This window comes from Aeromicrobium flavum, from assembly GCF_007992115.1.
Classification (GTDB): domain Bacteria; phylum Actinomycetota; class Actinomycetes; order Propionibacteriales; family Nocardioidaceae; genus Aeromicrobium; species Aeromicrobium flavum.
On the sequence record NZ_BJZQ01000002.1, the window covers coordinates 40251 to 63600 of the forward strand.

Here is a 23350-nt window from a genome sequence, read left to right on the forward strand (position 1 = left end):
GGTGTCCTTCGTTCGGTGAGGGTGGATGGTGGGGGGTGTGGGGTCAGCGCCCGCGCCAGACGGGGGCGCGGCGCTCGGCGAAGGCCGTGGCGCCCTCGCGGGCGTCCTCGGAGGTGCTGACCTTGATCGTGATGGGCTCCTGCTGCTTCCAGCCCTCGGCCATGCCCCAGTCGGCGGCGTTCTCCAGGACGTACTTGGAGCCCTCGAGCGCCAGCGGGGCGTTGTCGACCAGCTGGGCCGCGAGCGCGAGCGCCTCGTCGAGCGCGTGACCGGGCTCGGCGACGCGGTTCACCAGGCCGACCTGGTACAGCCGCTCGACCGAGAGGTGGTCTCCGGTCAGGGCGATCTCGGCGGCCACGTGGTACGGGATGCGCTGGGCCAGGCGCAGCAGACCGCCGCCGGCGGCGATGAGCGATCGCTTGACCTCGGGCAGGCCGAGCTTGGCGTCCGACGCCGCGACGATCAGGTCGCAGGCCAGCGCCATCTCGAGGCCGCCGGCGACGGCGAAGCCCTCGATCGCGGCGATCAGCGGGGTCTTCGGCCCGCGCTGGGCGAAGCCGCCGAAGCCCCGGTCCTCGAAGGCCGGGAAGTCGCCCTCGAGGAACGCCTTCAGGTCCATGCCGGCGCTGAAGCCTCGCCCCTCGCCGCGGATGATGCCCACGACGAGCGACGGGTCGGCGTCGAGCTCGTCCAGGATCGCGGCCATCTCGCGGGCCACCTGACCGTTGACGGCGTTGCGGGCCTCGGGCCGGTTCAGGGTGATGAGCAGGGCCCGGTCATCCAGGACCTTCTCGGCGAGTACGACTGACATGGTGCTCCTTGCGCTCGTTCTTCTGTCGGGGAATGGGGAGGTGGGCGCCCCGTGCTGCACGGGGCGCCCACCGGTCTCACTCGACCGCGCGGATGGTCCGCAGGTCGACGGTGCGGTACGTCGCCTCGAAGGTGAGTCCGTCGCTGAAGTAGTTCGCGATGGGCCACAGCAACGGGACGAGGTTGGTCTGCTCCAGCAGTGCGGCCTCGGCCTTCGCCCAGTTCTCGCAGCGCTCGTCGCCGAGCTTGCTGGTGGCCAGCGCCGCGTACTTGTCGAAGTCGTCGTTGCGCGTGCGGCCGAAGTTGTACGAGCCGCCCTCGCCGAGGTTCGAGCTCATCTTCGTGACCAGCGGGTACGGATGCGGTGCCGCACTGATGTACGGGAAGACGATGATGTCCCACTCGCCTTCGTCGCCGTAGACGATGCCGGCGGCCTGGGCCTGCGTGCCGTTCGTGACCTTGACCTCGATCCCGATCTTGCGCAGCGCGTCCGCGACGTAGTCCGGGCCGGAGTTCTGGACGTCGTACCCGAGCAGGCGCAGCGTGAGCTTCTTGCCACCGGGACCGTAGCCCGCCGCCTCGAGGTCGGCCTTGGCCTGGTCCTCGTCGAACTTCAGGCCCACCTTGCCGTTGGCCTCGGTGTAGCAGTCCATGTTCGGGGTGACGACGGTGTTCACGGCCTCGCCGACACCGAAGGACGCGGCCTTGGTGTACGCGGCGGCGTCGATCGCCTGGGCGACGACGCGGCGCAGCTTCTCGTCGGACATCGGCGCCTCGGGCCGCTGGTTGAACGTCAGCGAGTCCGCCTCGAACGCCTTGCCCTGGATGAACTCGTGACTGCCCTCGAGCCGCTTGGAGTCGCGGCCGAGGATGCCCGCGATGTCGGTTTCGCCGGTCTCGAACAGGTTGGCCCGGGTCGCGTCGGCGGTGATGACGCGGAAGGTGAGCTTGGCGGGAACGCTGTCGGCGTCCTCGAGGGCCGGCGAGTCCCATGCCTCCAGCTCGTAGGTGTCACCGCGCTTGAGCGAGGTGACCTTGTACGGCCCCGAGCCCTGCGGCGTCGTGGCGAGCGCCTCGAGGTCCTTCAGGCCCTTGGGGCAGATCACGAAGGCGGTCGACATGCTGTCGAGGAGATCCGAGTGCGGGTCCTTGACCTCGATCGAGACGGTGTTGGCCTCGTCGTCGGCCACGATCTGCTTGACGCCGCCGGCACCGAAGAGACGGCCGGTGTAGACCGAGCCCGTCTTCGGGTCGGCCAGGCGCTTCATCGAGTTCGCGATGTCGGTCGCGGTGAGGTCGGTGCCGTCGCTGCACGTCAGGCCCTCACGGAAGGTCATGTCGATCTTGGTCGTCGTGACCTCCCAGTCCGTGGCCATGGCGGCGACGTACTCACCCGTCTTCATGTCGCGTCGGACCGGGGTGTCGTAGAGCGCTTCGTACATCTGCACCGCGCCCTGGTCGGCGGCGGTGAGGAAGGGGTCGAAGGTGTCGACGTCGTTGCGCAGGTCCATCACGACGGCGTCGGGGGCCTTGCCCGCGACGCGGTCGCCGCCGTCGGAGGAGTCCCCGCAGGCGCTGAGCAGGGAGGCCGACAGCAGCAGCGCTCCGGCGGCGCCGAGAGCTCGTAGCGGAGTGCGTGTTCGGGAGGGGATCATGGTCAACCTTTCGGACGTGAGCCTGAAGACGAGTTCAGCTCTTGACCTGAGTGTGACCCAAGTCACCGCGCATATCAATACTGAATTCAGTTTCACTTCGGAACCCCGAGAAGGGCCGGTCCGCTCGGGCGGGGGAACCCGAACGAACCGGCCCGGTCTCGTCGCCGACTCAGCCCTTCACGCGGATGGTGCGCAGGTCGGTCGTGCGGTAGCCCGTCTCGAAGGTGAGGTCCTTCGAGAAGTAGTTCGCGATCGGCCACATCATGGGCACCACGTCGGTGCGCTCGAGCAGGGCCGCCTCGGCCTTGCTCCAGTTCTCGCACCGCTCATCACCCGTCGAGGCGGGAGCGAGCTTCGCGTACCGGTCGAACTCGTCGTTCTTCACACGGCCGAAGTTGTACGAGCCGCCCTCGCCGAGGTTCGAGCTCATCTTCGTCACGGCCGGGTACAGGTGCGGCGCGGGCGCGTTCATCGGGAACACCATGACGTCCCACTCCCCCGCGTCGCCGTAGACGACGCCGGCGGCCTGGGCCAGCGTGCCGTTGGTGACCTCGACCTTGATCCCCAGCTCGCGCAGGGCGTCGGCCAGGTACTCCGGGCCGGAGTTCTGCAGGTCGTAGCCCAGCAGCCGCACCGACAGCTCCTTGCCGCCGGGGCCGTAGCCCGCAGCCGCGAGGTCGGCCTTCGCGCGGTCCTTGTCGAGCTTCAGGCCGAGCTTGCCGTTGCCCTCGACGTAGCAGTCCATGTTCGGGGTGACGAGCGTGTCGACGGCATCGCCGACGCCGAAGGACGCGGCCTTCGTGTAGCTCTCGGCGTCGAGGGCCTGCGCGACGACGCGACGCAGCTTCTCGTCGGCGAACGGGGCGCCCTCGCGCTGGTTGAAGACCACCGAGTCGGCCTGGAAGGCCTTGCCCTGGATCGGCTCGACGGTCGACTCGAGGCGCTTGGAGTCACGCCCCACCACGCTGACGATGTCGGCCTCGCCGGTGTCGACGAGGTTCGCGCGGGTGGAGTCGGACGTGACCACCCGGTACGTGAGCTTGGCCGGGACGCTCTCGGGATCCTCGAGCGCCGGGGAACCCCAGGCCTCGAGCTCGTACGTGTCGCCACGCTTCATCGAGGTGAGCTTGTACGGACCGGAGCCCTGCGGCGTCGTGGCGAGGGCCTTGGTGTCGGCGAGCCCCTTCGGGCAGACGATGAACGCCGTGGCCATGCTGTCGATCAGGTCCGTGTGCGGCTCGTTGACCTCGACCGAGACGGTGTTGGCCTCGTCGTCGGCCACGATCTGCTTGACGCCGCCCGCGCCGAAGAACCGGCCGGTGTAGATCGAGCCCGTCTTCGGGTCGGCCAGGCGCTCGAGCGACTTCTGGATGTCGCTGGGCAGCAGGTCGGTGCCGTCGCTGCAGGTCAGGCCGTCCTTGAGCTCGAAGTCGATCTTCGTCGGCGTGGCCTTCCACGACGTGGCCATCGCGGGCTCGTACTCGCCGGTCTTCCAGTTGCGGCGCACGAGCGTGTCGTACAGCGCCTCGTACATCTGGACCGCACCCTGCTCGGCCGCCGTCAGCATCGGGTCGAACGTGTCGACGTCGTTGCGCAGCACCAAGGTGGCCTGCTCCGGCGCCTCGCCGGTGGTGCCGGCGGACGAGTCCGATCCCCCACCGCAGGCGGCCAGGAGGGACGCGCCCAGGGCGACGGCGGCGGCGGAGCCGAGGCCCCGGCTCCACGGTGAGCGGCGCTCCGCGCCCACTCGCTTGCTCAACTTCATTCTCGACCTCTCACGTGCTCGGGACCGTCACGTCATCACGCGCGTGACCGTGTCCCGAGTCACGTTACCCGAATCTGGGTTCAACTTCAGAATCGGGGTCCTCAGGGGTCAGAGGCCGGCTGCGCGCGCCTCCAGATCGGCCCGCGCCAGCAGGGAGTCGATCAGATCGCTGGAGATCTGGCCGGTGACCGCGGTGTTGCGGGGGTCGTCGATCGAGCGACGCAGCACCCCCTCGGCGATGATCGCGATCTTCCAGAGCCCGAGGACGTACCAGAAGCCGATGGCGGAGACGTCGCGTCCGGTCGTGGCGGCGTACTGCGCCACGAGCTCGTCGCGGGACGGGAAGCCCGGCATCGTCGGACCGCGGAAGCCGGTGACGATCTCGTCGTCGGCCTGCGGCCAGTACGCGAGCAGCCCGCCGAGGTCCGCCAGGGGGTCGCCCAGTGTCGACAGCTCCCAGTCCAGGACCGCCGTGACCCGGCCCGCGTCGGCGTCGGTGATGACGTTCAGCAGGTGGAAGTCGCCGTGCACGAGCGACACCTCGCGCTGCTCGGGGACGTGCGCCGTGAGCCGGGCGGCGAGGTCGTCGACGATGGGCAGGTCACGCGTGCGCGACTGCTCCCACTGCCGGTGCCACCGACGCAGCTGGCGCTCGGCGTACGGCGCGTGGCTGGCGAGATCGTCGAGGCCGGCCGCGACGAGGTCGACCTCGTGCACCGACCCGAGCGTCGAGGCCAGCGACAGGCCGATCGCACGGCGAGTCTCCTCGGGAACGGCCTCGACGGCCTCGATGCTGTCCAGCACCCGTCCGTCGACGAAGTCCATCAGCATGATCGGCGCGTCGGTGATGTCCGGGTCCTTCGTGAACCCGTGGATGGTCGGCACCGGCACGCCGGTGCCCTGCAGTCCGGACATGATCCGGTGCTCGCGCTCGACGTCGTGCGCCGAGGCCAGCAGCTTGCCCAAGGGCGGACGCCGCATGATCCACCGGTGCCCGACCGCGTCGGTGACCAGGAAGGTCAGGTTCGACTGGCCGGCGCCGACGCGCTCGAACTCGACCAGGCCCTCGGCGCCGATGCCGAGCGACGCGATCCAGCGGGCGATCGGCTCCGTCGCGATCAGCTGACTCATCGTCGCCTCACCCCTCGCTCGAGGCCAGCAGCTGGCCACCGTCGATGACGATCGTCTCGCCGGTGATCCACGCGGCGCCGTCGCCGGCCAGGAACGCGATGACCGATCCGATGTCCCGGGGCTCGCCGATCCGGCCGAGCGGGGTGCGTTGCGCCACCGCCTCCTCGTGCTCCTTCCACAGCGCCTCGGCCAGCCGCGTCCGGACGACACCCGGGGCCACGGCGTTGACGCGGACCTTCGGGCCGAGCTCGAGGGCGAGCTGCTTCGTCACGTGGATGAGCGCCGCCTTCGAGACGTGGTAGATCCCCAGGTCCGGTCCGACCGCCATGCCGCCGATCGACGCCGTGTTGATGATCGTGCCGCCGTGCTCCTGCATCCAGGCGTCCCACACCAGGCCCGACCACAGGATCGGTGCCCACAGGTTGACGTCCATCGTCTTGGCGAAGCGGCCGTGGTCCTGCGACACGACCGGCCCGAACGCCGGGTTGGTGCCGGCGTTGTTGACCAGGATGTCGATGCTGCCGAACCGGTCGAGGGTGAAGTCGACGCACGCGCGCGCGGCGTCCTCCTCGACCGCGTGGGCGGCGAACCCGACGGCGTTCTCACCGATCGAGCGCGCGGCCTCATCGGCCGCCTCCTGGTGGCGCGACGTCACGACGACGCGAGCGCCTTCGGCGACGAGCTCCTCCGCCGCCGCGAGGCCGATGCCCCGCGAGGCTCCGGTGACGATGGCGGTACGACCCTCGAGGCGCTTCACGACATGCTCCTGTCCCGGCTGACGCGGGTGCCGGTGGCCAGGACTGAGCTGCGATCGAGCTGGCGCTTGAGGATCTTGCCGGTCGAGCCCTTGGGCAGCTCGGCGACCTCCTGGTAGACGCGCGGCACCTTGTAGGGCGCCAGGCGCTCCTCGAGCCACGACCGCAGGACGCCGGCGTCGACCTCACGCCCGGGGTGGGGTGCGAAGACGACGGCGATCTCCTCGCCGAGCCGGTCGTCGGGGACGCCGATGACGGCGACCTCGCGCAGGTCGGGATGGGTGTAGAGCACCTCCTCGATCTCGCGGGGGTAGACGTTGTAGCCGCCCCGGATCACGAGGTCCTTCTTGCGGTCGACGATCCAGATGTCGCCGTCCTCGTCCTGCCGGCCGATGTCGCCGGTGAGGAACCACTCGCCGCGCATGACCTCGGCCGTGGCCTCGGGGCGCCGCCAGTAGCCCTTCATGATGACCGGCCCGGCGACGGCGACCTCGCCGTCGACGCCGGGACCGACCTGGTTGCCCTCGGAGTCCATGATGCAGGCCTTGAGCCGCGGCAGGGCCGGGCCGACCGAGCCCTCCTTGCGGCGGACGCTGAGCTTGGCCGAGGTGGCCGCGCCGGTGGTCTCGCTGAGGCCGTAGCCGTCGAGGACGCGGCAGCCGAAGCGCTCGCGGAACGCGTCGGCGACGGCCAGCGGCAGCGCGGCTCCGCCGGAGAGCGCGTGGGTCAGGCCGGCCAGGTCCTCGGGCGACACGTCGACGTCGGCGTGCAGCATCGCGTTCCACATGGTGGGGACGCCGGCCAGGATCGTCAGCCGGTGCGCCGCCGCCATCTTCAGCAGGCCGGGCCCGCTGAAGGGACGCAGCAGCGAGAGGCTGGCGCCGATGGTGAACGTGCTGGCCATGACGCACACCTGGCCGAAGACGTGGAAGAGCGGCAGCGCGGTCCCGACGCGGTCGTCCCCCTCGCTGTCCAGCGTGCCCGCGATGATCTCGGCGCACGCCACGATGTTGCCGTGCGTCAGCTCGGCACCCTTGGGCTTGCCCGTGGTGCCGGACGTGTAGAGCAGCACCGCCGTGTCGTCGGCGTCCATCGACCGTGGCAGCTCCAGGTCCGCGGGCACGTCGACCTCGACGTCACCGGCCTCGAGCACCCACAGGTCGATGCCGGTGGCCTCGGCCGCCTTCCGCGCGACGTCCTGCGTCTCGTGCCAGGCGATGGCGAGGGAGCACTCGGCGTCGGTCAGGAAGTACTCCAGCTCGGCCGCGGTCGACGTCGAGTTGACCGTCACCCCGATCGCACCGATCGCGGCGATCGCGTGGTGCACCACCACGAACTCCTGCGAGGTGGGGGCCACGAGCAGCACCCGGTCCCCCGCCGTGATCCCGGCGCGATCGAGCCGTCCGGCCCACGTCGCGATGAGGTCGCGCAGCCGGCCGTACGTCCACGAGTCGTCGCCGACCCGCACGGCGATCGCGTCGGGCGTGGTGTCGGCGTGACTCCACAGGCGGTCAACGGTGTTCATGCAAGCTCCTTGTCGCTCCGTCTCGGAGCGGTCGATGGGGATCGGTCAGCCGGCGACGAGGTCGTGGCGCGAGCGCCAGCGACTTCCGCCGAGCGTGGGGACGGCGGACAGCAGGGCCTGGGTGTACTCCTGCTGCGGGGCGTCGAAGACCTGGTCGGCCGTCCCGGCCTCGACCATCTCGCCGTGACGCATGACGTAGACGTGGTCGGCGAGGTAGCGGATCACGGACAGGTCGTGCGAGATGTAGAGCATCGAGACGTCCAGCTCGCGCTGCAGCTGGCGCAGCAGGTTGAGGATGCGCGCCTGCACCGACACGTCGAGCGACGCCGTCACCTCGTCGAGGATCATCAGCGACGGCTCGAGGGCCAGCGCCCGCGCGATGGAGACGCGCTGCAGCTGACCGCCCGAGAGCTGGTGAGGGTAACGACGCATCGCGGCCTTCGGGACGCCCACCTTGTCGAGCAGATCGAGCGCGGCGTCGGCGCACTCGCGCGAGTTGAGCCGCTTGCCGGTGGCGACGCTGACGGCCTCCTGCACCGCCATCGCGATCTCCATGCGCGGGTTGAGCGAGGCGTGCGGGTCCTGGAACACCAGCTGGGCCCGGCCGCGCAGGTACCGCAGGGACTTGCCCTTGGGGTTCGTGACGTCCTGGCCGTCCAGCGTGATGCGGCCCTTCGTCACGGGCGTCAGGCCGATGGCGGCGCGGGCGATCGAGGACTTGCCCGAGCCGGACTCGCCCACGAGGCCCACGGTGGAGCCGGTCGGCACGCTGAGGTTGATGCCCTTGACCGCCGTGAACGGGGGCGGGCCGGGGTAGGTGACTTCGACGTTCTCCAGCTCAAGCATGGTTCATCTCCCGTTCGACGTCGAACTGCCCGTCCTCGATGGTCACGAGGTCCACGCCGCGGTCGGTGTTGAGGTCCGGGACCGCGCGGATGAGTCCCTGCGTGTACGGATGGTCGGGGCCCGCCAGCAGCTTCGCCGTCGTGAGGTCCTCGACGATCTCGCCGCGGAACATCACGATGATCCGGTCGCACACCTCCGACAGCAGCGAGATGTTGTGCGAGATCAGCAGGACGGCGCTGCCCTTGCGGTCGTTGAGGTCGCACAGCAGCTGCATGACCTGCGCCTGGACCGTGACGTCCAGGGCCGTGGTGGGCTCGTCGGCCAGGATCAGGCTCGGCTCGCCCATGAGGCCCATCGCGATCATGGTGCGCTGGCGCATGCCGCCGGACAGCTCGTGCGGGTACTGCTTCAGGCGCTTGGCCGGCTCGGTGATGTGCACGTCCTCGAGGCTGCGGATCGCCAGCGCCCGCGCCTCCTTCTTGGACAGGCCCCGGTGCTCCCGCACCGTCTCGATCATCTGGGCGCCGATCTTGCGCGCCGGGTTGAGCGACTGCATCGGGTCCTGGAACACCATCGCCAGGTTCGTGCCCAGCACCGTCCGCAACTCGCGGTCCGAGCCGCCGACCAGGTCGTGGCCGTCGAAGTCGATCCGGTCCGCGCTCATGCTCAGGCCCTGGGGCAGCAGCCGCGACACCGCGAGCGACGTCAGCGTCTTGCCGCTGCCGGACTCCCCCACGATGCCGACGATCTCGCCGCGGTTCAGGTGGAACGAGACGTTCCGGACCAGCGGCGGGATCTCGTCGCGGTTCTCGACGCTGATCGAGAGGTTGCGCACGTCGAGCAAGATGTCGTTGCTCACGGGATCGGCGTTCATGGGCGTCCCTTCCTGAGTTCGGTCTCCATGGCGGGGTCGATCGTGATCTCCGGCGTCATGGCCAGGGCCTTGGCGCGGTTGCGGCGCAGCTTCGAGCGGAACAGGCTGGGCCGCTCGCTCCACAGCACCGGGTTGACCGCCCGGGCGAGCGCGTCGCCGAAGAGGTTGACCGCCAGGCCGGTGATCAGGATCAACGTGGCCGGCACGAGCGCGGCGTACGGGTTGAGGTAGAAGTTCTTGACGCCGTCGGTCAGCATCTGGCCCCAGTCGAACTGCGGCGACTGGATGCCCAGGCCCAGGAAGCTCAGCGAGGACATCGCCATGATCCCCTCGGCGACGGTCGTGAACGTCACGATGACGAGGCTGTCGGCCACGTTGCGGCCGACGTAGCGCCGGCCGATGCCCGACTTGCTGACGCCGACGACGCGGGCGGCGGACATGTAGTCGCGCACCATGACCGAGTCGACGAGGCTGTAGGTGAAGCGGGCGAAGTGGGGCGTGAAGGCCACGCCGATCGCCAGCACCGCTCCCTTGGCGCCGACGCCGACGATCGCGACGACGACGACGGCCAGCAGGATGTCGCCGAAGCCCATCATCGTGTCGATGACGGCGCCGCCGACCTTGCGGACACGGGGGCCGCCGGCGGCGATGAGGCCGCCGACCAGACCGCCGACGATCATCGCGAAGAACACCGCCGCGGAGGCGTAGAGGATGGACAGCCGCGTCGCGGCCAGCGTGCGCGTGAAGATGTCGCGCCCGAGAGCGTCCGTGCCCCAGCGGTGGTCCGCGGACGGACCCTCGCTCGAGCGGGCCATGTCGCTGACCGTCGCCTGGTCGCCGAAGCCGTTCGGGCCCATGATGACCAGCACGGTCAGGCCGAGCAGGATCAGTCCCGAGATGATGCCGGTCGGACTGGACAGGAACGCCTTGGACATCTGCCGCGTGGTGCCGTGGCGCTTGCTGCTCATCGGCCCGCCTCCATGGTCCGGGGATCGACGATCCCGAGGATGACGTCGACCAGGGCGTTGACCAGCACCACGGCGAAGCCGAGCAGCAGGACGATGCCTTGGACGACCGGGTAGTCGCCGACCAGGACGCTGTGGACCAGCGTCGTGCCCAGCCCGAGACGGGCGAAGACCTGTTCGACGATGACCGCGCCGCCGATGAGGCTGGCGAAGGTGACGCCGCCCATGGCCAGCATGGTCGTGATCGAGTTGGGGAAGACGTGCGCGAGGTAGAGCTTGCGCGTCGGCAGTCGCTTGCTGCGGGCCGTGCGGACGTACGGCGACTCCAGCACCTCGAGGGTGCGGACGCGCACGAGGCGCGCGATCGACGCCGCCGGCCGGACCGCGATGGCGACCGCCGGCAGGATCGCGGCCTCGATCGACCCCGACCCCGCGACCGGCAGCAGCTGCCAGGTCACGGCGAACAGGAACGCCAGGAAGGTCGCGATGAGGTACTGGGGAATCGAGGCCATCGCGCCGGTCGAGCCGCTGAAGGCGATCTCGAACCACCGGTGGCCGTTGCGGGTCAGGACCGCGCCGATGATGCCCATGGGCAGGCCCACGAGCAGGATGAGCGCCATGCCGAGCACCGCGAGCTGCGCGGTGGGCCCGATCTTCTGGGCGATCTCCTCGGTCACGGGCTGGTTCGTCGCGAAGGACGTGCCCAGGTCGCCGCGGAACAGGCCGCCGACGTAGTCGAGGAACTGCTGGTACATGGGCTGGTCGAGGCCGAGCCGCTCGCGAGCGATCTGCACCGCCTGCTCGTCCGCGTCCATGCCGGCCACGAGCCGCGCGGGGTCACCCGGGGCCAGGTGCATCATGAGGAACGTGAGGGTGGTGATCGCCACCAGCACGAAGGCGAGCCGGACGAACCGGGACACCAGGAACCGACGCCATTTCATGTCACATCGTCTCCATCAGCATTTCGTCGATCTTTCCTGGGATTCAGCGTGGGGGGAACGTCCGCGGGCGGCGGGGCACTGCCCGCGACCGCCCGCGGATCCGGGGTCATCAGACCCGTGCGGCCGTCTGGGACTCCATGCGCCGCAGCTCGACCCGCGCGAGGGTGCGCTTGTGCACCTCGTCCGGTCCGTCGGCGATGCGCAGGGTGCGCTGGTGGGCGTAGAAGCTGGCCAGCGGGAAGTCGTCGGTCACGCCGCCGCCGCCGTGCACCTGGATGGCGCGGTCGATGATCTTGAGCGCCATCTCGGGCGCCTTGATCTTGATCGCCGCGATCTCGATGCGCGCCTTCTGGTTGCCGACGGTGTCCATCAGGTACGCCGTCTTGAACACGAGCAGGCGGGTCGCCTCGATCTCGATGCGCGCCTCGGCGATCCAGTCCTGGATGTTCGAGCGCATCGCGACCGGCTGACCGAAGGTCGTGCGGCTCTGGGCGCGGCTGATCATCAGGTCCAGCGCACGCTCGGCCATGCCGATCGAGCGCATCGCGTGGTGGATGCGACCGGGTCCGAGACGGGCCTGGCTGATCATGAAGCCGTCGCCCTCGCCGGCCAGCAGGGCCGTCTTCGGCACGCGCACGTCCTCGAAGAGGATCTCGGCGTGGCCCTCACGGTCCATGTACCCGAACACCGGGAGACCGCGGACGATCGTGACGCCGGGAGCGTCGATCGGCACGACCATCATCGACTGCTGACGGTGCGTCTCGGCCTCGAAGTTCGTCTTGCCCATGACGATGAGGACCTTGCAGTTCGCGTGCAGGGCGTTGGAGGCGAACCACTTGCGGCCGTTGAGGACGTACTCGTCGCCGTCGGCGTCCATGCGCAGCTCGACGTTCGTCGCGTCCGAGCTGGCGACGGCGGGCTCGGTCATGCAGAACGCCGAGGCGATCTCGCCGTTCAGCAGCGGCTTGAGGTACTTCTCCTTGTGCTCCTCGGTGCCGAACAGCTGCAGCACCTCCATGTTGCCGGTGTCGGGAGCGTTGCAGTTCATGGCCTCGGGGGCGAGGTACGGGCTGCGGCCCATGATCTCGGCCAGCGGCGCGTAGTCGAGGTTGCTCAGGCCGGGCGATCCCCAGGCCTCGTCCTTGTGCGGGTGGAACAGGTTCCACAGGCCACGCTTCTTCGCCTCGGTCTTCAGCTCCTCGAGGATCGCCGGGTGGTGGTTCGCGTTGCCGGACTCGGCCATCTGGGCGTGGTAGACGGACTCCGCGGGGTAGACGTGCTCGTCCATGAAGGCGAGCACCTTCTCCTGGTACTCCTTGGCGGTGTCCGAGAGTTCGAAATGCATGGTCAGCTCCTTAGCTGGTTCGTGAGGTAGGGGGGTCTGGGAACGGCTCAGGCCAGCGAGGCCTGGTAGCGGCGCATGCCGGCGAGCCACCGGTCGATGTCGCCGGTCTTGCGCGACAGGAAGGTCTTCACCTCGGGGTGCGGCAGGATGAGGAACTCCTCGGTGTCCATCGCCGCCAGCACCATCGCCGCGACCTCGGCGGGCTCGAGCACTCCGCCCGCGTCCGTCACGGCCTGGGCCGCGCGGCGCTGGGTCTCGTTGGTGATGGGGGCGCCGCCGGTGAGCATGTCGGTGTTGACGCCCATCGGGCACAGGCAGCTGACCTTGACGCCTTGGTCGCCGTACGTCACCGAGAGCCACTCGGCGAAGGCCACCGCGCCGTGCTTGGAGACCGAGTAGGTGGCCGAGCCGATCTGGGTCAGCAGCCCGGCGGCGGACGCCGTGGAGACGAAGTAGCCGGAGCCCCGCTCGACCCATCCGGGCACGAGCAGCTGCGCCGCGCGGACGTGGGCCATGACGTTGACCTGGTGGGCCAGGTCCCAGTCCTCCTCCGACGCGTCGAGGTTCACTCCCCCGCCGACGCCGGCGTTGGCGAAGTAGAGGTCGACCGGCCCGAAGGACTCCTCGGCGGTCTGGATCAGCCGTTGGATCTGCTCGGTGCGGGACACGTCGCCGGCGACGGCGACGGCCGAGTCCGGGGTGTCGGCGTTGAGGCTCTTCGCGACGGACTCGACGCCATCGGCCTTGAGGTCCGCGACGACGACGCGGGCGCCGGCTGCGACGAGGGCCTCGGCCAGGGCGGCGCCGATGCCGCCACCGGCTCCGGTGACGACGGCGACCTTGCCGTTGATGTCCATGGTTCTCCTCGGGTCTGAATGTGGTCCTGCGTGACCTGGTTCACACCCTAACCTGAATTCGGGCTCAAGTTCAAGAACGGGTTTCGAGCAGGGCGCCGGGCTCGAGCGAGAGCAGCGTCGCCAGCTGCTCGGCCGTCCGGTCGGCACGCCGGTGGACGACGCCGCCCAGGCCCATCGCGTGGGCCGCGCGCACGTTGATCGCGAGGTCGTCGATCATCAGCGCCTCGGTGGGTGCGACGCCCAGTCGCTCGCACGCGATCCGGTACAGCTCGCGCGAGGGCTTGCGGACCCCCTCGGTCCCGGAGATCACCCGGACGTCGAACAGCGCCTCGAGGTCGTGCCCCGCGTAGCAGTCGCGGCCGAGGGAGTTCGAGACCAGAGCCACCGCGATCCCCCGCTCGCGCAGCTGCGAGACGACGGACCGCATCGCCTCGTCGGGCAGCAGGTCGCGCTGCATCCGCGCGATCAGCCCGGCCGGCTCGACCTCGACGCCCCGGGCGGCGAGCCCGCGGGCGACGGCCGCCTCGAACTCCTCGTCCTCGATGCGGCCGCACTCGTGCTCGACGAGCGCGGCGCTCGCACCCTCGTCCTGCGCCACCACCTGGAGCAGCAGGTCCGGGTCGCCGCTGATCTCGCGGCTGCAGCGGGCGAAGGACGCGAAGACGCTCGTGGTCAGCACGCCGCCGAAGTCGAACAGGACCGCGCGCGGCGGATCCACCGACGCGAAGACGTCCTGCGGGGCCGCGTCGGCCGTCACGGTCATCGGGCGCGGGCCGCGGTGCGTGCGATCTCCAGCAGGCGGTCCTTGTCGATCGCCCGCTTCTGGATCTTGCCCGTGGCGCCCTTGGGCAGCGCGTCGACGAACGAGTAGATGCGCGGCACCTTGTAGGCCGAGAGCCGCTCCTTGGCCCAGGCGCGCAGCTCCTCGCCGTTCAGCTCGTGGCCGGGCGCCGCCGCGATCACCGCCGCGATCTCCTCGCCGTAGTGCTCGTCCGGGATGCCCACCACGGCGACCTCGACGATGCCGGGGTGCTCGTAGAGCACCTCCTCGACCTCGCGCGGGTACACGTTGTACCCGCCGCGGATCACGAGGTCCTTCACGCGATCGACGATCGTCAGGTAGCCGTCGTCGTCGAGCGATCCGAGGTCGCCGGTCTTGAGCCAGCCGTCGACGAGCTCGCTCGCGGTGGCCTCGGGCCGGTTCCAGTACCCCTTCATGACCGTGGGGCCCTTGATGAAGACCTCGCCCACCTCGCCGGGCGCCAGTACGGCGCCCGTGGCGTCGCGCACCTCGACGACCGTGCCCGGCAGCGCCGGACCGGTGGTGCCGATGCGCTGCTCGCGGTTCAGGTCGTTGAAGGTCGCGGCGCCGGTGGTCTCGGTCAGGCCGTAGCCCTCCAGGACCGAGCAGCCGAACCGCTCGGTGAACGCCCGGATGACCTCGACCGGCAGTGAGGCGCCGCCGGAGGTGGCCATCCGCAGCGAGGCGAAGTCCTCCGGCGAGTAGTCGCCCTCCGCGTGCAGCATGGCGTTCCACATGGTCGGGACGCCGGACAGCGACGTGAGCCGGTCCGTCTTGACCATGTCGAGCATCTTCACCGGGTCGAACGGGCTCAGCAGCGAGAACGAGGAGCCGACCGCGAGGGCGGTGTTCATGCACACCGCCTGGCCGAAGACGTGGAACAGCGGCAGCGCGGTGCCGAACCGGTCGTCGCCGCTGAGCTCGAGGACGGGCTGGAAGGAGTCCACCGTGGCGACGAGGTTGTTCGCCGTGAGCTCGGCGCCCTTCGGCCGTCCGGTCGTGCCGGACGTGTAGAGGATGATCGCGGTGTCGTCGGGGTCGTGCTCGTGGGCCTGCTCCAGCGGCTCGGCGTCGAAGGGGGCACCGGGCTCGACCTCCCAGAAGGGCAGCCCGCGCTGCTCGGCGGCGGTGCGCGCGGCGTCGGCGCACTCGTGCCAGGCGATCACCAGCGTGGCCCCCGAGTCGTCGAGGACGTACTCGATCTCGGGGACGGTCGACATGACGTTCATCGTCGTGACGGTCACGCCGGCGGCGTGCAGGCCGTAGTAGACCTCGGGGAACTCGGGGATGGTCGGCGCGATGAAGAGCACCCGGTCGAGGGGCTGCAGGCCGGCCGCGCGGACGGCTCCGGCGACGCGCCGGTTGGTCTCGCGCAGCTGGCCGAAGGTGATGGTGCGGGGCGACCGGAGGGCCACCCGGTCGGGCTCGGCGTCGGCATGCGCCCAGACGCGGGAAACGATGTTGACCATGTCGTCGTCCTTCAATCGCTGCGAGGCGTGACGCATGACGCGCGTCACAAAGTGAACTTGGTTTCAGTTTTAGCAGCCTAGCGCGAGGAGGGCCGCCACGGAACCCCGCCTACGTGCCGGGGTGATCTGAAACGCGATTCAACTCTGGCTAGAGTGGCCGCCATGACCACCGCCACCTGGCCCACCATCGACGACGTCTCCGGCCTGGGGACCGCGCTCTCCCTCGTCGCGCCGCCCGAGTTCGAGGACGGCAACGGACACGTCAACGTCGGGCACTACTACCGGCTGCACATGGAGGCGGCCGACGCGGCGTTCACCGCGCTCGGCTTCGACGAGGCCTATCGCGACCGCACCGGCCACAGCGTCTTCAGCGTCGAGCACCACATCCGCTTCCACGACGAGTCCCTCGTCGGCGACGAGCTCTCGGTCCACCTGCGCATCCTCGGCGTCGCCCCGAAGGCGATCCACGGGCTGACGGTCGTGGTCAACCGCTCGCGCGGGACGATCGCCAACACCCTCGAGTTCCTCGAGCTGCATGTCGACCTCACCTCCCGACGCACGACGCCGATGCCCGACGACCTCACCGCGCTCCTGCACGACCGGGTCCGCGAGCACGAGGCCCTGCCGTGGTCGCTGCCGCTGGCGGGTCCGATGGGCGTGCGCTGAGGATCGTCCGCACTGCACCGTCGCCGCGCCGCCGGTAGCGTCGTGGCGGTCAGGAGGTGGTGAGATGGCGGACGCACCGGGCCCGGAGCGGACCCCCGACGGCCACTTCGTCGTGATCGACGGCCGCCGCTGGCGCGCCACCGACCCCCACATCCCCGACCCCCTGCGTCAGGAGCTCGTCGACGAGCTGATGAGCGCCCGCCGGGCGGTCCGCGCGGGCGAGCCGGACGCTCGGGGCCGGGTCGGCGACGCCAAGGTCGCCCTCGGCGAGCGCGGCCACCCGTGGTGGGACGACCACACCGACGACACGCTGCGCGCCCGGGCCGAGGCGACCATCCGGGCACTCCTGCGCAAGCGCGACGGCAAGACCATCTGCCCCAGCGACGTGGCCCGCGTCGTCGGCGGCTCCGACTGGCGGCAGTGGATGTCCGACGTGCGCGCCGTCGCCGACGCGCTCGCCGACGACGGCCGCGTCGTGATCACCCAGCGCGGCGAGCCGGTCGAGGCCGGCGCCGCGAAGGGACCGGTCCGGATCGGCCGCGGCGAGCGCTTCGACGCGTGAGACCGCTCAGCGCGAGCGGACGACCTTGCTGCGCTGGGCCGAGGTGACCTTGCCGCTGCCGGAGTAGATCACGCGGATGCGGTGCTTGCCCTTCTTGAGCTTGCGCAGGGTGATCTTGACCTTGCCCTTGTTCTTCGACGTCAGCTTCTTCGACGCGATGCGCTTCTTGCCGTCGTAGACGCGGATCGTGCCGGTCGCGCGAACGTACGGCGCCTTGACCTTGACGGTGATCCTGGTCTTCTTCGACTTCTTGACCTTGGACGGCATCGAGAAGGACAGCCGCGACTTCGTCTTCACGAAAACCGAGCTCTGGTGGTAGATCCCGGCCGACCCGTTCGTCGCCGTCGCGCGGACGGTGACCCGCTGGCCGATGTCGGCCTTCGTGAGCCGGTAGGACGTCCCCGTGCGCACGGCGCGCGAGCCCCGGTACCAGGTCAGCTTGACCTGGGCGCCGTTGCGCCACGAGCCGGTCGTCGCTCGCAGGGTGCGGCCCGGACGAGGCGGCCCGGTCAGGCGCGGCGCACTCGTGGGCGCCTTGGCCGTCAGCACGCGGTGGGCGCTGACGACGCCCGAGCCGCACGCCGTGGTGGGGCAGTTCGCCGCGCGGCGTGCCGTCGACTTCAGCACGCGCTCGACGACGTCGGGGTGCGTGATGCCCACCGAGTAGGCGAGCGCCGCGACGCCGGACACCGCCGGCGCCGCCATGCTCGTGCCCGCCCGTTCCGCGTAGTTGTTCGTGCCCGGCTTGGTCGCGCCGGCGTTGAAGGTCGAGATGATGTTGTTGCCCGGGAGGTCGCCGTCCTCACCCGAGCCGCCGGGCGCTGCAAGGTCGATCCCACGGCCGAAATTCGAGTAGGACGCCCTCGTGCCGTCTTTCTTGGTCGCGGCAACCCCAATGAACCCGGGGCAGACCGACGGCACGTTGTAGGCGTGGTTGCTGCCGTTGTTGCCGGCGGCGGCGACGATCGTCGATCCGCGCTTGCGCGCGATGGCAGCAACGTCGCCGTAGAACTTGCATGCACTCCGGGTCCACTGCGCTGCATGCTCTCGGTCCGTGCCGTTCCAGCTGCCCAGAGAGAGGTTGATGACCTTCGAGGGCGTGCGGTTGACCGGGATGGTGCCGTGCTGACCGCCGTCGTAGCCCGTGACGTTCGCGCCCGACGCCCAAAGGATTCCCATGGCGATGTCCCAGTCGGTGCCGCCGCAGCGCCCCAGTACCCGGACGGGCTGAACCTTCACGCCCGGCGCGACGCCCGCGACGCCGATGCGGTTGTTTCGCTTCGCTGCGATCGTGCCTGCAACGTGCGTGCCATGCCATGTGCTTCTCGGTGACCCCGCGCAGCGACTGGCACCGTCCCAATCGCCCGGGTCCGCCGGGTTCGAATCCCAACCGTTGCCGTCGTTCGCGAAGTAGAAGGTGTTGCGGAACCGGATGCGAGTACAAAATTCGTTGGCGCATTCGTAGTCGCGGTCGACGAAGTCGCGACCGGCGACGTACTGGCCGGCGAGGTCGGGGTGGTTGGTGAGCAGGCCCGTGTCCACGACGGCGACGCGCACGCCGGCGCTGCCGGTCGTGAGGTCCCAGGCCTTGTTGGCCTCGACGCCCCACGTGCCGGTGAGGTTCCACAGGCGACCGTTGGTGAAGTACGGGTCGTTCGCGGTGGCGGACGGCATGCGCACGCCGTTGGGCACGGCCCACGCGACGTCCGGGTTGTCCTGCAACTGCTCGATCGCGTCGTCCAGGTCGGCCGCGTCGACCTGCTCCGACAGCTCGAGCAGGCCCATCTCGCCCGGACCGGACGCCGTCTCGGCCACGCCCACGTCGTCGGGCAGCTCGGCCGCGACGTCGTCGACCAGGTCCGAGACCGACGAGTCGGCCTCGTCGGTGAGCTTGACGATGAGGCCGCGCGCCGGCTGGGCGATCTCCTCGGTGTTCAGCGGCCCGTCGGCGGGCGCCTCCGCCGCGACGGCGGACAGGGCACCGGCCGCGAGGGCGAACGTCGTCACCAGCGGGACGACGAGCGTGAGTGGACGGCGCAGACGCTGCGTCATGGTGGGCCTTCCCCGAGTCATCGGCCACCTCGCCTCTGAGGGGCCACGTGAGCATATCCCGAAACGAGCGGCGATTCCGCCTCGACCGCCCAGTCGGTCGATCCTCGCCCGGACACGACGAAGCGCCCACCCCCGACGGGATGGGCGCCGCGTGCGAAGCGTGTTACTTGGTCTCGTCCTCGGCGGCCGCGGGGGCCTCCTCGACGGGAGCCTCGGTGACCTCGGCGGTCTCCTGGGCGGGAGCCTCGGTGGTCTCCTCCGGCGCGGTCTCGTCGGTCACGGTCTCCTCGACCGGGGCCTCCTCGACCGGGGCGGCCTCGGCGCGCGGAGCCTTCGGCGCCGAAGCGTCGAACTCCTTGGCCTCGACGATCTCGATGACGGCCATGGGGGCGTTGTCGCCCTTGCGCGGACCGATCTTCGTGATGCGCGTGTAGCCGCCGGGACGGCTGGCCATGGCCGGGCCGATCTCGGTGAACAGCGTGTGCAGGACACCCTTGTCACGGATGACCTTGACGACGTGGCGGCGGTTGGCCACCGTGTCGGTCTTGGCCTTCGTGATGAGGTGCTCGGCGTACGGGCGCAGGCGCTTGGCCTTCGCCTCGGTCGTCGTGATGCGACCGTGCTCGAACAGGCTCTGGGCCAGGTTCGCCAGGATCAGCCGCTGGTGCGAGGGGCTGCCGCCGAGGCGAGGACCCTTGGTGGGGGTAGGCATGTCGTTACTCCTGAATCAGTGGTGTCAGAGCAGTTCAGTACTGCTCGTCCTCGGCGAATCCGGCGTCCTCGTCGAACGTGTCGATGACGGCGGACGGATCGAAGCCGGACGGGCTGTCCTTGAGCGACAGACCCAGCTCGGCGAGCTTGGCCTTGACCTCGTCGATCGACTTCGACCCGAAGTTGCGGATGTCCAGCAGGTCCTGCTCGCTGCGCGTGATGAGCTCACCCACGGTGTGGATGCCCTCGCGCTTGAGGCAGTTGTAGGAACGGACCGTGAAGTCCAGGTCCTCGATCGCCAGCGCCAGGTCGGCCGCCAGCTGCTCGTCGACGGGCGACGGGCCGATGTCGATGCCCTCGGCCTCGACGTTGAGCTCGCGCGCCAGGCCGAACAGCTCGACCAGGGTCGAACCGGCCGACGCGATCGCGTCGCGCGGCAGGATCGAGGACTTGGTCTCGACATCGATGATCAGCTTGTCGAAGTCGGTGCGCTGCTCGACACGGGTGGCCTCGACCTTGTAGGTGACCTTCAGCACGGGGCTGTAGATCGAGTCGACCGGCATGCGGCCAATCTCCTCGTCGCCGGTCTTGTTCTGGACGGCGGAGACGTAGCCGCGGCCACGCTCGACGACCAGCTCGATCTCGAGGCGAGCCTTGTCGTTCAGGGTCGCGACGTGCAGGTCCGGGTTGTGGACCTCCACACCGGCCGGCGGGGTGATGGCGGCGGCGGTGACGTCACCGGCCGAGTCGGCCCGCAGGTACATGACGACGGGCTCGTCGATCGTGGAGGACACGACGAGGTTCTTCAGGTTGAGGATGATCTCGGTGACGTCCTCGGTGACGCCCTCGATGGTCGAGAACTCGTGGAGGACGCCGTCGATCTTGATCGACGTGACGGCCGCACCCGGGATCGACGACAGCAGCGTGCGACGCAGCGAGTTGCCGAGGGTGTAGCCGAATCCGGGCTCGAGGGGCTCGATGACGAACCGCGAACGGAACTCGTCGACGACCTCTTCGGACAGGACGGGGCGCTGGGCGATCAGCATGGTGTTCTTTCCTTTCCGGACCCACCGCTATTTGAGGGCCGGTTGGTGGAGCGAGTGAGAAGGATCAGATCTTCGAGTAGAACTCGACGATGAGCTGTTCCTGGATCGGGACGACGATCTGCTCACGCACGGGCTTGCTGTGCACGAGGATGCGACCACGATCGGGCGAGACGTCGAGCCAACCGGGAACGGTGTCGGCGTCGTGGGTCTCGCGGGCGACGATGAACGGCGTCGTCTCCAGGCTCTTGGGCTTGACATCGATGATGTCGTGCTTGCTGACCTGGAAGGACGGGATGTTCGTCTTCACGCCGTTGACCAGGAAGTGACCGTGGGTCACCAGCTGGCGGGCGTGACGGCGCGTGCGGGCCAGGCCGGAGCGGTAGACGACGTTGTCGAGCCGGCTCTCCAGCAGGGTCAACAGGTTGTCACCGGTCTTGCCGGGGCGGCGCGACGCGAGCTCGTAGTACTTGCGGAACTGCTTCTCGAGGACGCCGTAGGTGTAACGCGCCTTCTGCTTCTCCTGCAGCTGGGTGCGGTACTCCGACTCCTTGACGCGGGTGCGGCCGTGCTGGCCGGGCGCGTACGGACGGCGCTCGAAGGCCTTGTCCCCACCGACGAGGTCGACGCCGTAACGGCGCGACTTCTTGGTGAGAGGTCCGGTGTAACGGGCCATGGTTGATTACTCCTTGAAGAAAAAGTCGACGACGCGTCAGAGACGACGGTGCTTGGGCGGACGGCAGCCGTTGTGGGGGCTGGGGGTCACATCAGAGATGGTGCCGACCTCGAGGCCGACGCCGCTGAGCGACCGGATCGCCGTCTCGCGTCCGGAGCCGGGGCCCTTGACGAAGACGTCGACCTTCTTCATGCCGTGGTCCATCGCAGCCTTGCCGGCGGCCTCGGCGGCCATGCCGGCGGCGTACGGCGTCGACTTGCGCGAGCCCTTGAAGCCGACGGTTCCGCCGGAGGCCCACGCGATCACCGCACCGCTGGGGTCGGTGATCGTCACGTGCGTGTTGTTGAACGTGCTCTTGATGTGGGCCTCGCCCTGAACGACGTTCTTCTTTTCCTTGCGGCGCACCTTCTTGGCGCCGGAGTTCTTCGGGGGCATCGGCTACCTCACTTCTTCTTTCCGGCGACGGTGCGCTTGGGGCCCTTGCGGGTGCGCGCGTTGGTCTTGGTGCGCTGGCCGCGAACGGGCAGGTGCGCACGGTGACGGCGGCCCTGGTACGAGCCGATCTCCATCTTGCGGCGAATGTCCGCGGTGACCTCGCGGCGCAGGTCACCCTCGACCTGGTAGTTCGCCTCGATGTGGTCACGGAGTGCGACGAGCTGGTCGTCGTTCAACTCGTGAACGCGGGTGTTGGGGTCGATGCCGGTGGCGGCGAGGGTCTCGATCGCACGAGTGCGACCGACACCGAAGATGTACGTGAGTCCGATCACCACGCGCTTTTCGCGCGGCAGATCCACTCCGACGAGGCGTGCCATGTGCTGGCAGTTCCTTTCGGTTCGGCAGAGGTGTCGTCACCTGGGGCATCCCGATCGCCTCGATCGGGCTCCGGCCTCTGCGCCGGAGGTGGCACCCGTGGCTCCGTCGTGGACGGGGCCCGGATGAGCCGTCAGATGTTCAGGGTGCTGCGTTGAAGAAGAGGTGTTCTGGTCAGCCCTGGCGCTGCTTGTGGCGCGGGTTCTCGCAGATCACCATGACGCGGCCGTGGCGACGGATCACCTTGCACTTGTCACAGATCTTCTTCACGCTCGGGTTGACCTTCATCGAGAAGCTCTCTCTTCGGTACGAACTGAACGTGGGGGATGTGGAATTGTCACTTGTAGCGGTAGACGATGCGACCTCGGCTGAGGTCGTACGGCGAGAGTTCCACCACGACCCGGTCCTCGGGGAGGATCCGGATGTAGTGCTGGCGCATCTTGCCGCTGATGTGGGCCAGGACCTTGTGGCCGTTGGCCAGCTCGACCCGGAACATCGCGTTGGGCAGGGCCTCGACGACCGCACCCTCCATCTCGATGACGCCTTCTTTTTTCGCCATACACCTCAACTTCTTCGTATCGACTGTTCGACCCGGCACGCGCACGTGTCCCCGCCCGTTCCCGGGCTGCCTGGGGGCATGGGGATACGGCCCGACAAGGCCGACACACAAGTCTACGTCGAAGGGGGCCTTCGACTCAAATCGAGTCCTGCGCGGGGTCTCAGACGCCCCAGGGGATGCCGGCCTGCAGCACGGCCTCGTCGAGCGCGGCGGTGCGCAGTCCGGTGATCTGCTGGTAGTCCGGGTCGGCCACCATCTGGCTGAACGCCTCGCGCGAGGGGTACCGCACGAGCAGCACGGCGTCCCACGCCCAGCCGTCGGGCGCGACCAGCGCGGTGGACAGGTTGCCCGCGTACACGACCTCGCCGCCGACCTTCGCCAGGAACGGGACGATCCGCTCGCTGTACTCGCGGTAGGACGCGACACCGTCGGGCCGGAACTGCAACAGGTTCAGCATGACGACCCCTCCCCCGGGGTCCTCGGACAGGAATCGCTTGAGGTCCGCACCGGTGGGATCGACTGCCATGCCCC

Annotated in this window: 25 protein-coding genes; 2 read left to right on the forward strand and 23 right to left on the reverse strand. The window is 69.4% G+C overall.

Going from position 1 to position 23350, the window contains the following annotated elements:
• Positions 1-43: 43 nt before the first annotated feature.
• The 14 genes from AFL01nite_RS03165 to AFL01nite_RS03230 form a co-directional block, all read right to left on the reverse strand.
• Positions 44-811, reverse strand: a complete 768-nt coding sequence (locus AFL01nite_RS03165) for a crotonase/enoyl-CoA hydratase family protein (RefSeq protein WP_146825734.1) — start codon at positions 809-811, stop codon at positions 44-46.
• Positions 812-887: 76 nt separating this feature from the next.
• Positions 888-2465, reverse strand: coding sequence for an ABC transporter substrate-binding protein (locus AFL01nite_RS03170; RefSeq protein ID WP_146825735.1), 1578 nt, complete (start codon positions 2463-2465; stop codon positions 888-890).
• A gap of 169 nt (positions 2466-2634) precedes the next feature.
• Positions 2635-4224 carry an ABC transporter substrate-binding protein gene (locus AFL01nite_RS03175; protein WP_186813792.1) on the reverse strand — a complete coding sequence of 530 codons (1590 nt, stop codon included), beginning with the start codon at positions 4222-4224 and terminating at the stop codon, positions 2635-2637.
• 114 nt (positions 4225-4338) lie between these two features.
• A complete protein-coding gene (locus tag AFL01nite_RS03180; RefSeq protein ID WP_146825737.1) occupies positions 4339-5361 on the reverse strand; it encodes a phosphotransferase family protein in 1023 nt (340 codons plus the stop codon).
• A 7-nt stretch (positions 5362-5368) separates the two neighbouring features.
• A complete protein-coding gene (locus AFL01nite_RS03185) occupies positions 5369-6118 on the reverse strand; it encodes an SDR family oxidoreductase (RefSeq protein WP_146825738.1) in 750 nt (249 codons plus the stop codon).
• Complete coding sequence (locus AFL01nite_RS03190; protein WP_146825739.1) at positions 6115-7641, reverse strand: AMP-binding protein; 1527 nt, start codon at positions 7639-7641, stop codon at positions 6115-6117. The genes AFL01nite_RS03185 and AFL01nite_RS03190 overlap by 4 nt, the downstream gene beginning before the upstream one ends.
• A 45-nt stretch (positions 7642-7686) precedes the next feature.
• Entirely contained in the window at positions 7687-8487 is an 801-nt protein-coding gene (locus tag AFL01nite_RS03195) for an ABC transporter ATP-binding protein (RefSeq protein WP_146825740.1), read from the reverse strand.
• Positions 8480-9361, reverse strand: a complete 882-nt coding sequence (locus tag AFL01nite_RS03200) for an ABC transporter ATP-binding protein (RefSeq protein WP_146825741.1) — start codon at positions 9359-9361, stop codon at positions 8480-8482. Before AFL01nite_RS03200 ends, AFL01nite_RS03195 begins: the two co-directional genes overlap by 8 nt.
• A complete protein-coding gene (locus tag AFL01nite_RS03205) occupies positions 9358-10329 on the reverse strand; it encodes an ABC transporter permease (RefSeq protein WP_146825742.1) in 972 nt (323 codons plus the stop codon). The genes AFL01nite_RS03200 and AFL01nite_RS03205 overlap by 4 nt, the downstream gene beginning before the upstream one ends.
• Positions 10326-11267, reverse strand: coding sequence for an ABC transporter permease (locus AFL01nite_RS03210; RefSeq protein ID WP_146825743.1), 942 nt, complete (start codon positions 11265-11267; stop codon positions 10326-10328). The genes AFL01nite_RS03205 and AFL01nite_RS03210 overlap by 4 nt, the downstream gene beginning before the upstream one ends.
• A gap of 109 nt (positions 11268-11376) precedes the next feature.
• The gene (locus AFL01nite_RS03215; protein ID WP_146825744.1) at positions 11377-12612 is read right to left on the reverse strand and encodes an acyl-CoA dehydrogenase family protein; all 1236 of its coding nucleotides are present in this window, start codon (positions 12610-12612) and stop codon (positions 11377-11379) included.
• A 47-nt stretch (positions 12613-12659) separates the two neighbouring features.
• Positions 12660-13469 (reverse strand): SDR family oxidoreductase, encoded by an 810-nt coding sequence (locus tag AFL01nite_RS03220; protein WP_146825745.1) that lies wholly within the window; start codon positions 13467-13469, stop codon positions 12660-12662.
• Between the two features lie 70 nt (positions 13470-13539).
• Positions 13540-14232, reverse strand: coding sequence for an HAD family hydrolase (locus AFL01nite_RS03225; RefSeq protein ID WP_146825746.1), 693 nt, complete (start codon positions 14230-14232; stop codon positions 13540-13542).
• Positions 14229-15740, reverse strand: a complete 1512-nt coding sequence (locus tag AFL01nite_RS03230; RefSeq protein WP_146825747.1) for an AMP-binding protein — start codon at positions 15738-15740, stop codon at positions 14229-14231. Before AFL01nite_RS03230 ends, AFL01nite_RS03225 begins: the two co-directional genes overlap by 4 nt.
• Positions 15741-15902: 162 nt before the next feature.
• Between AFL01nite_RS03230 and AFL01nite_RS03235 the strand changes: the two genes are divergently transcribed.
• Positions 15903-16406, forward strand: coding sequence for a thioesterase family protein (locus AFL01nite_RS03235; RefSeq protein WP_146825748.1), 504 nt, complete (start codon positions 15903-15905; stop codon positions 16404-16406).
• A 64-nt stretch (positions 16407-16470) separates the two neighbouring features.
• A complete protein-coding gene (locus AFL01nite_RS03240) occupies positions 16471-16968 on the forward strand; it encodes a DUF3253 domain-containing protein (RefSeq protein ID WP_146825749.1) in 498 nt (165 codons plus the stop codon).
• A gap of 6 nt (positions 16969-16974) precedes the next feature.
• On the opposite strand, the gene AFL01nite_RS03245 is transcribed toward AFL01nite_RS03240, so the two are convergent.
• From AFL01nite_RS03245 to AFL01nite_RS03285, 9 genes are all read right to left on the reverse strand, one after another.
• A complete protein-coding gene (locus tag AFL01nite_RS03245; protein ID WP_146825750.1) occupies positions 16975-19020 on the reverse strand; it encodes a S8 family serine peptidase in 2046 nt (681 codons plus the stop codon).
• A 163-nt stretch (positions 19021-19183) separates the two neighbouring features.
• Positions 19184-19732, reverse strand: a complete 549-nt coding sequence (gene rplQ / locus AFL01nite_RS03250; RefSeq protein WP_146825751.1) for a 50S ribosomal protein L17 — start codon at positions 19730-19732, stop codon at positions 19184-19186.
• A gap of 34 nt (positions 19733-19766) precedes the next feature.
• Complete coding sequence (locus AFL01nite_RS03255) at positions 19767-20777, reverse strand: DNA-directed RNA polymerase subunit alpha (RefSeq protein WP_146825752.1); 1011 nt, start codon at positions 20775-20777, stop codon at positions 19767-19769.
• A 64-nt stretch (positions 20778-20841) separates the two neighbouring features.
• The gene (gene rpsD / locus AFL01nite_RS03260; protein WP_146825753.1) at positions 20842-21450 is read right to left on the reverse strand and encodes a 30S ribosomal protein S4; all 609 of its coding nucleotides are present in this window, start codon (positions 21448-21450) and stop codon (positions 20842-20844) included.
• A 36-nt stretch (positions 21451-21486) separates the two neighbouring features.
• Positions 21487-21885, reverse strand: coding sequence for a 30S ribosomal protein S11 (gene rpsK / locus AFL01nite_RS03265; protein WP_146825754.1), 399 nt, complete (start codon positions 21883-21885; stop codon positions 21487-21489).
• Between the two features lie 8 nt (positions 21886-21893).
• Positions 21894-22262, reverse strand: coding sequence for a 30S ribosomal protein S13 (gene rpsM / locus AFL01nite_RS03270; RefSeq protein ID WP_078699100.1), 369 nt, complete (start codon positions 22260-22262; stop codon positions 21894-21896).
• A gap of 172 nt (positions 22263-22434) precedes the next feature.
• Positions 22435-22548 (reverse strand): 50S ribosomal protein L36, encoded by a 114-nt coding sequence (gene rpmJ, locus AFL01nite_RS03275; RefSeq protein ID WP_008361054.1) that lies wholly within the window; start codon positions 22546-22548, stop codon positions 22435-22437.
• A 49-nt stretch (positions 22549-22597) separates the two neighbouring features.
• Positions 22598-22819 (reverse strand): translation initiation factor IF-1, encoded by a 222-nt coding sequence (infA, locus tag AFL01nite_RS03280; protein ID WP_007078610.1) that lies wholly within the window; start codon positions 22817-22819, stop codon positions 22598-22600.
• A 160-nt stretch (positions 22820-22979) separates the two neighbouring features.
• Complete coding sequence (locus AFL01nite_RS03285) at positions 22980-23345, reverse strand: DUF1330 domain-containing protein (protein ID WP_146825755.1); 366 nt, start codon at positions 23343-23345, stop codon at positions 22980-22982.
• Between the last annotated feature and the right edge of the window lie 5 nt (positions 23346-23350).

Bases quoted from the DNA above. Each gene is read 5' to 3' on its own strand.
- infA (WP_007078610.1), bottom strand. From the start codon at position 22,819: ATGGCGAAAAAAGAAGGCGTCATCGAGATGGAGGGTGCGGTCGTCGAG.
- AFL01nite_RS03230 (WP_146825747.1), bottom strand. From the start codon at position 15,740: ATGGTCAACATCGTTTCCCGCGTCTGGGCGCATGCCGACGCCGAGCCC.
- AFL01nite_RS03255 (WP_146825752.1), bottom strand. From the start codon at position 20,777: ATGCTGATCGCCCAGCGCCCCGTCCTGTCCGAAGAGGTCGTCGACGAG.
- rplQ (WP_146825751.1), bottom strand. From the start codon at position 19,732: ATGCCTACCCCCACCAAGGGTCCTCGCCTCGGCGGCAGCCCCTCGCAC.
- AFL01nite_RS03285 (WP_146825755.1), bottom strand. From the start codon at position 23,345: ATGGCAGTCGATCCCACCGGTGCGGACCTCAAGCGATTCCTGTCCGAG.
- AFL01nite_RS03240 (WP_146825749.1), top strand. From the start codon at position 16,471: ATGGCGGACGCACCGGGCCCGGAGCGGACCCCCGACGGCCACTTCGTC.
- rpsM (WP_078699100.1), bottom strand. From the start codon at position 22,262: ATGGCACGCCTCGTCGGAGTGGATCTGCCGCGCGAAAAGCGCGTGGTG.
- AFL01nite_RS03245 (WP_146825750.1), bottom strand. From the start codon at position 19,020: ATGACGCAGCGTCTGCGCCGTCCACTCACGCTCGTCGTCCCGCTGGTG.
- AFL01nite_RS03235 (WP_146825748.1), top strand. From the start codon at position 15,903: ATGACCACCGCCACCTGGCCCACCATCGACGACGTCTCCGGCCTGGGG.
- AFL01nite_RS03195 (WP_146825740.1), bottom strand. From the start codon at position 8,487: ATGCTTGAGCTGGAGAACGTCGAAGTCACCTACCCCGGCCCGCCCCCG.
- AFL01nite_RS03210 (WP_146825743.1), bottom strand. From the start codon at position 11,267: ATGAAATGGCGTCGGTTCCTGGTGTCCCGGTTCGTCCGGCTCGCCTTC.
- AFL01nite_RS03200 (WP_146825741.1), bottom strand. From the start codon at position 9,361: ATGAACGCCGATCCCGTGAGCAACGACATCTTGCTCGACGTGCGCAAC.
- AFL01nite_RS03225 (WP_146825746.1), bottom strand. From the start codon at position 14,232: ATGACCGTGACGGCCGACGCGGCCCCGCAGGACGTCTTCGCGTCGGTG.
- rpsD (WP_146825753.1), bottom strand. From the start codon at position 21,450: ATGGCCCGTTACACCGGACCTCTCACCAAGAAGTCGCGCCGTTACGGC.
- rpmJ (WP_008361054.1), bottom strand. From the start codon at position 22,548: ATGAAGGTCAACCCGAGCGTGAAGAAGATCTGTGACAAGTGCAAGGTG.
- rpsK (WP_146825754.1), bottom strand. From the start codon at position 21,885: ATGCCCCCGAAGAACTCCGGCGCCAAGAAGGTGCGCCGCAAGGAAAAG.
- AFL01nite_RS03165 (WP_146825734.1), bottom strand. From the start codon at position 811: ATGTCAGTCGTACTCGCCGAGAAGGTCCTGGATGACCGGGCCCTGCTC.
- AFL01nite_RS03220 (WP_146825745.1), bottom strand. From the start codon at position 13,469: ATGGACATCAACGGCAAGGTCGCCGTCGTCACCGGAGCCGGTGGCGGC.
- AFL01nite_RS03215 (WP_146825744.1), bottom strand. From the start codon at position 12,612: ATGCATTTCGAACTCTCGGACACCGCCAAGGAGTACCAGGAGAAGGTG.
- AFL01nite_RS03205 (WP_146825742.1), bottom strand. From the start codon at position 10,329: ATGAGCAGCAAGCGCCACGGCACCACGCGGCAGATGTCCAAGGCGTTC.
- AFL01nite_RS03180 (WP_146825737.1), bottom strand. From the start codon at position 5,361: ATGAGTCAGCTGATCGCGACGGAGCCGATCGCCCGCTGGATCGCGTCG.
- AFL01nite_RS03170 (WP_146825735.1), bottom strand. From the start codon at position 2,465: ATGATCCCCTCCCGAACACGCACTCCGCTACGAGCTCTCGGCGCCGCC.
- AFL01nite_RS03190 (WP_146825739.1), bottom strand. From the start codon at position 7,641: ATGAACACCGTTGACCGCCTGTGGAGTCACGCCGACACCACGCCCGAC.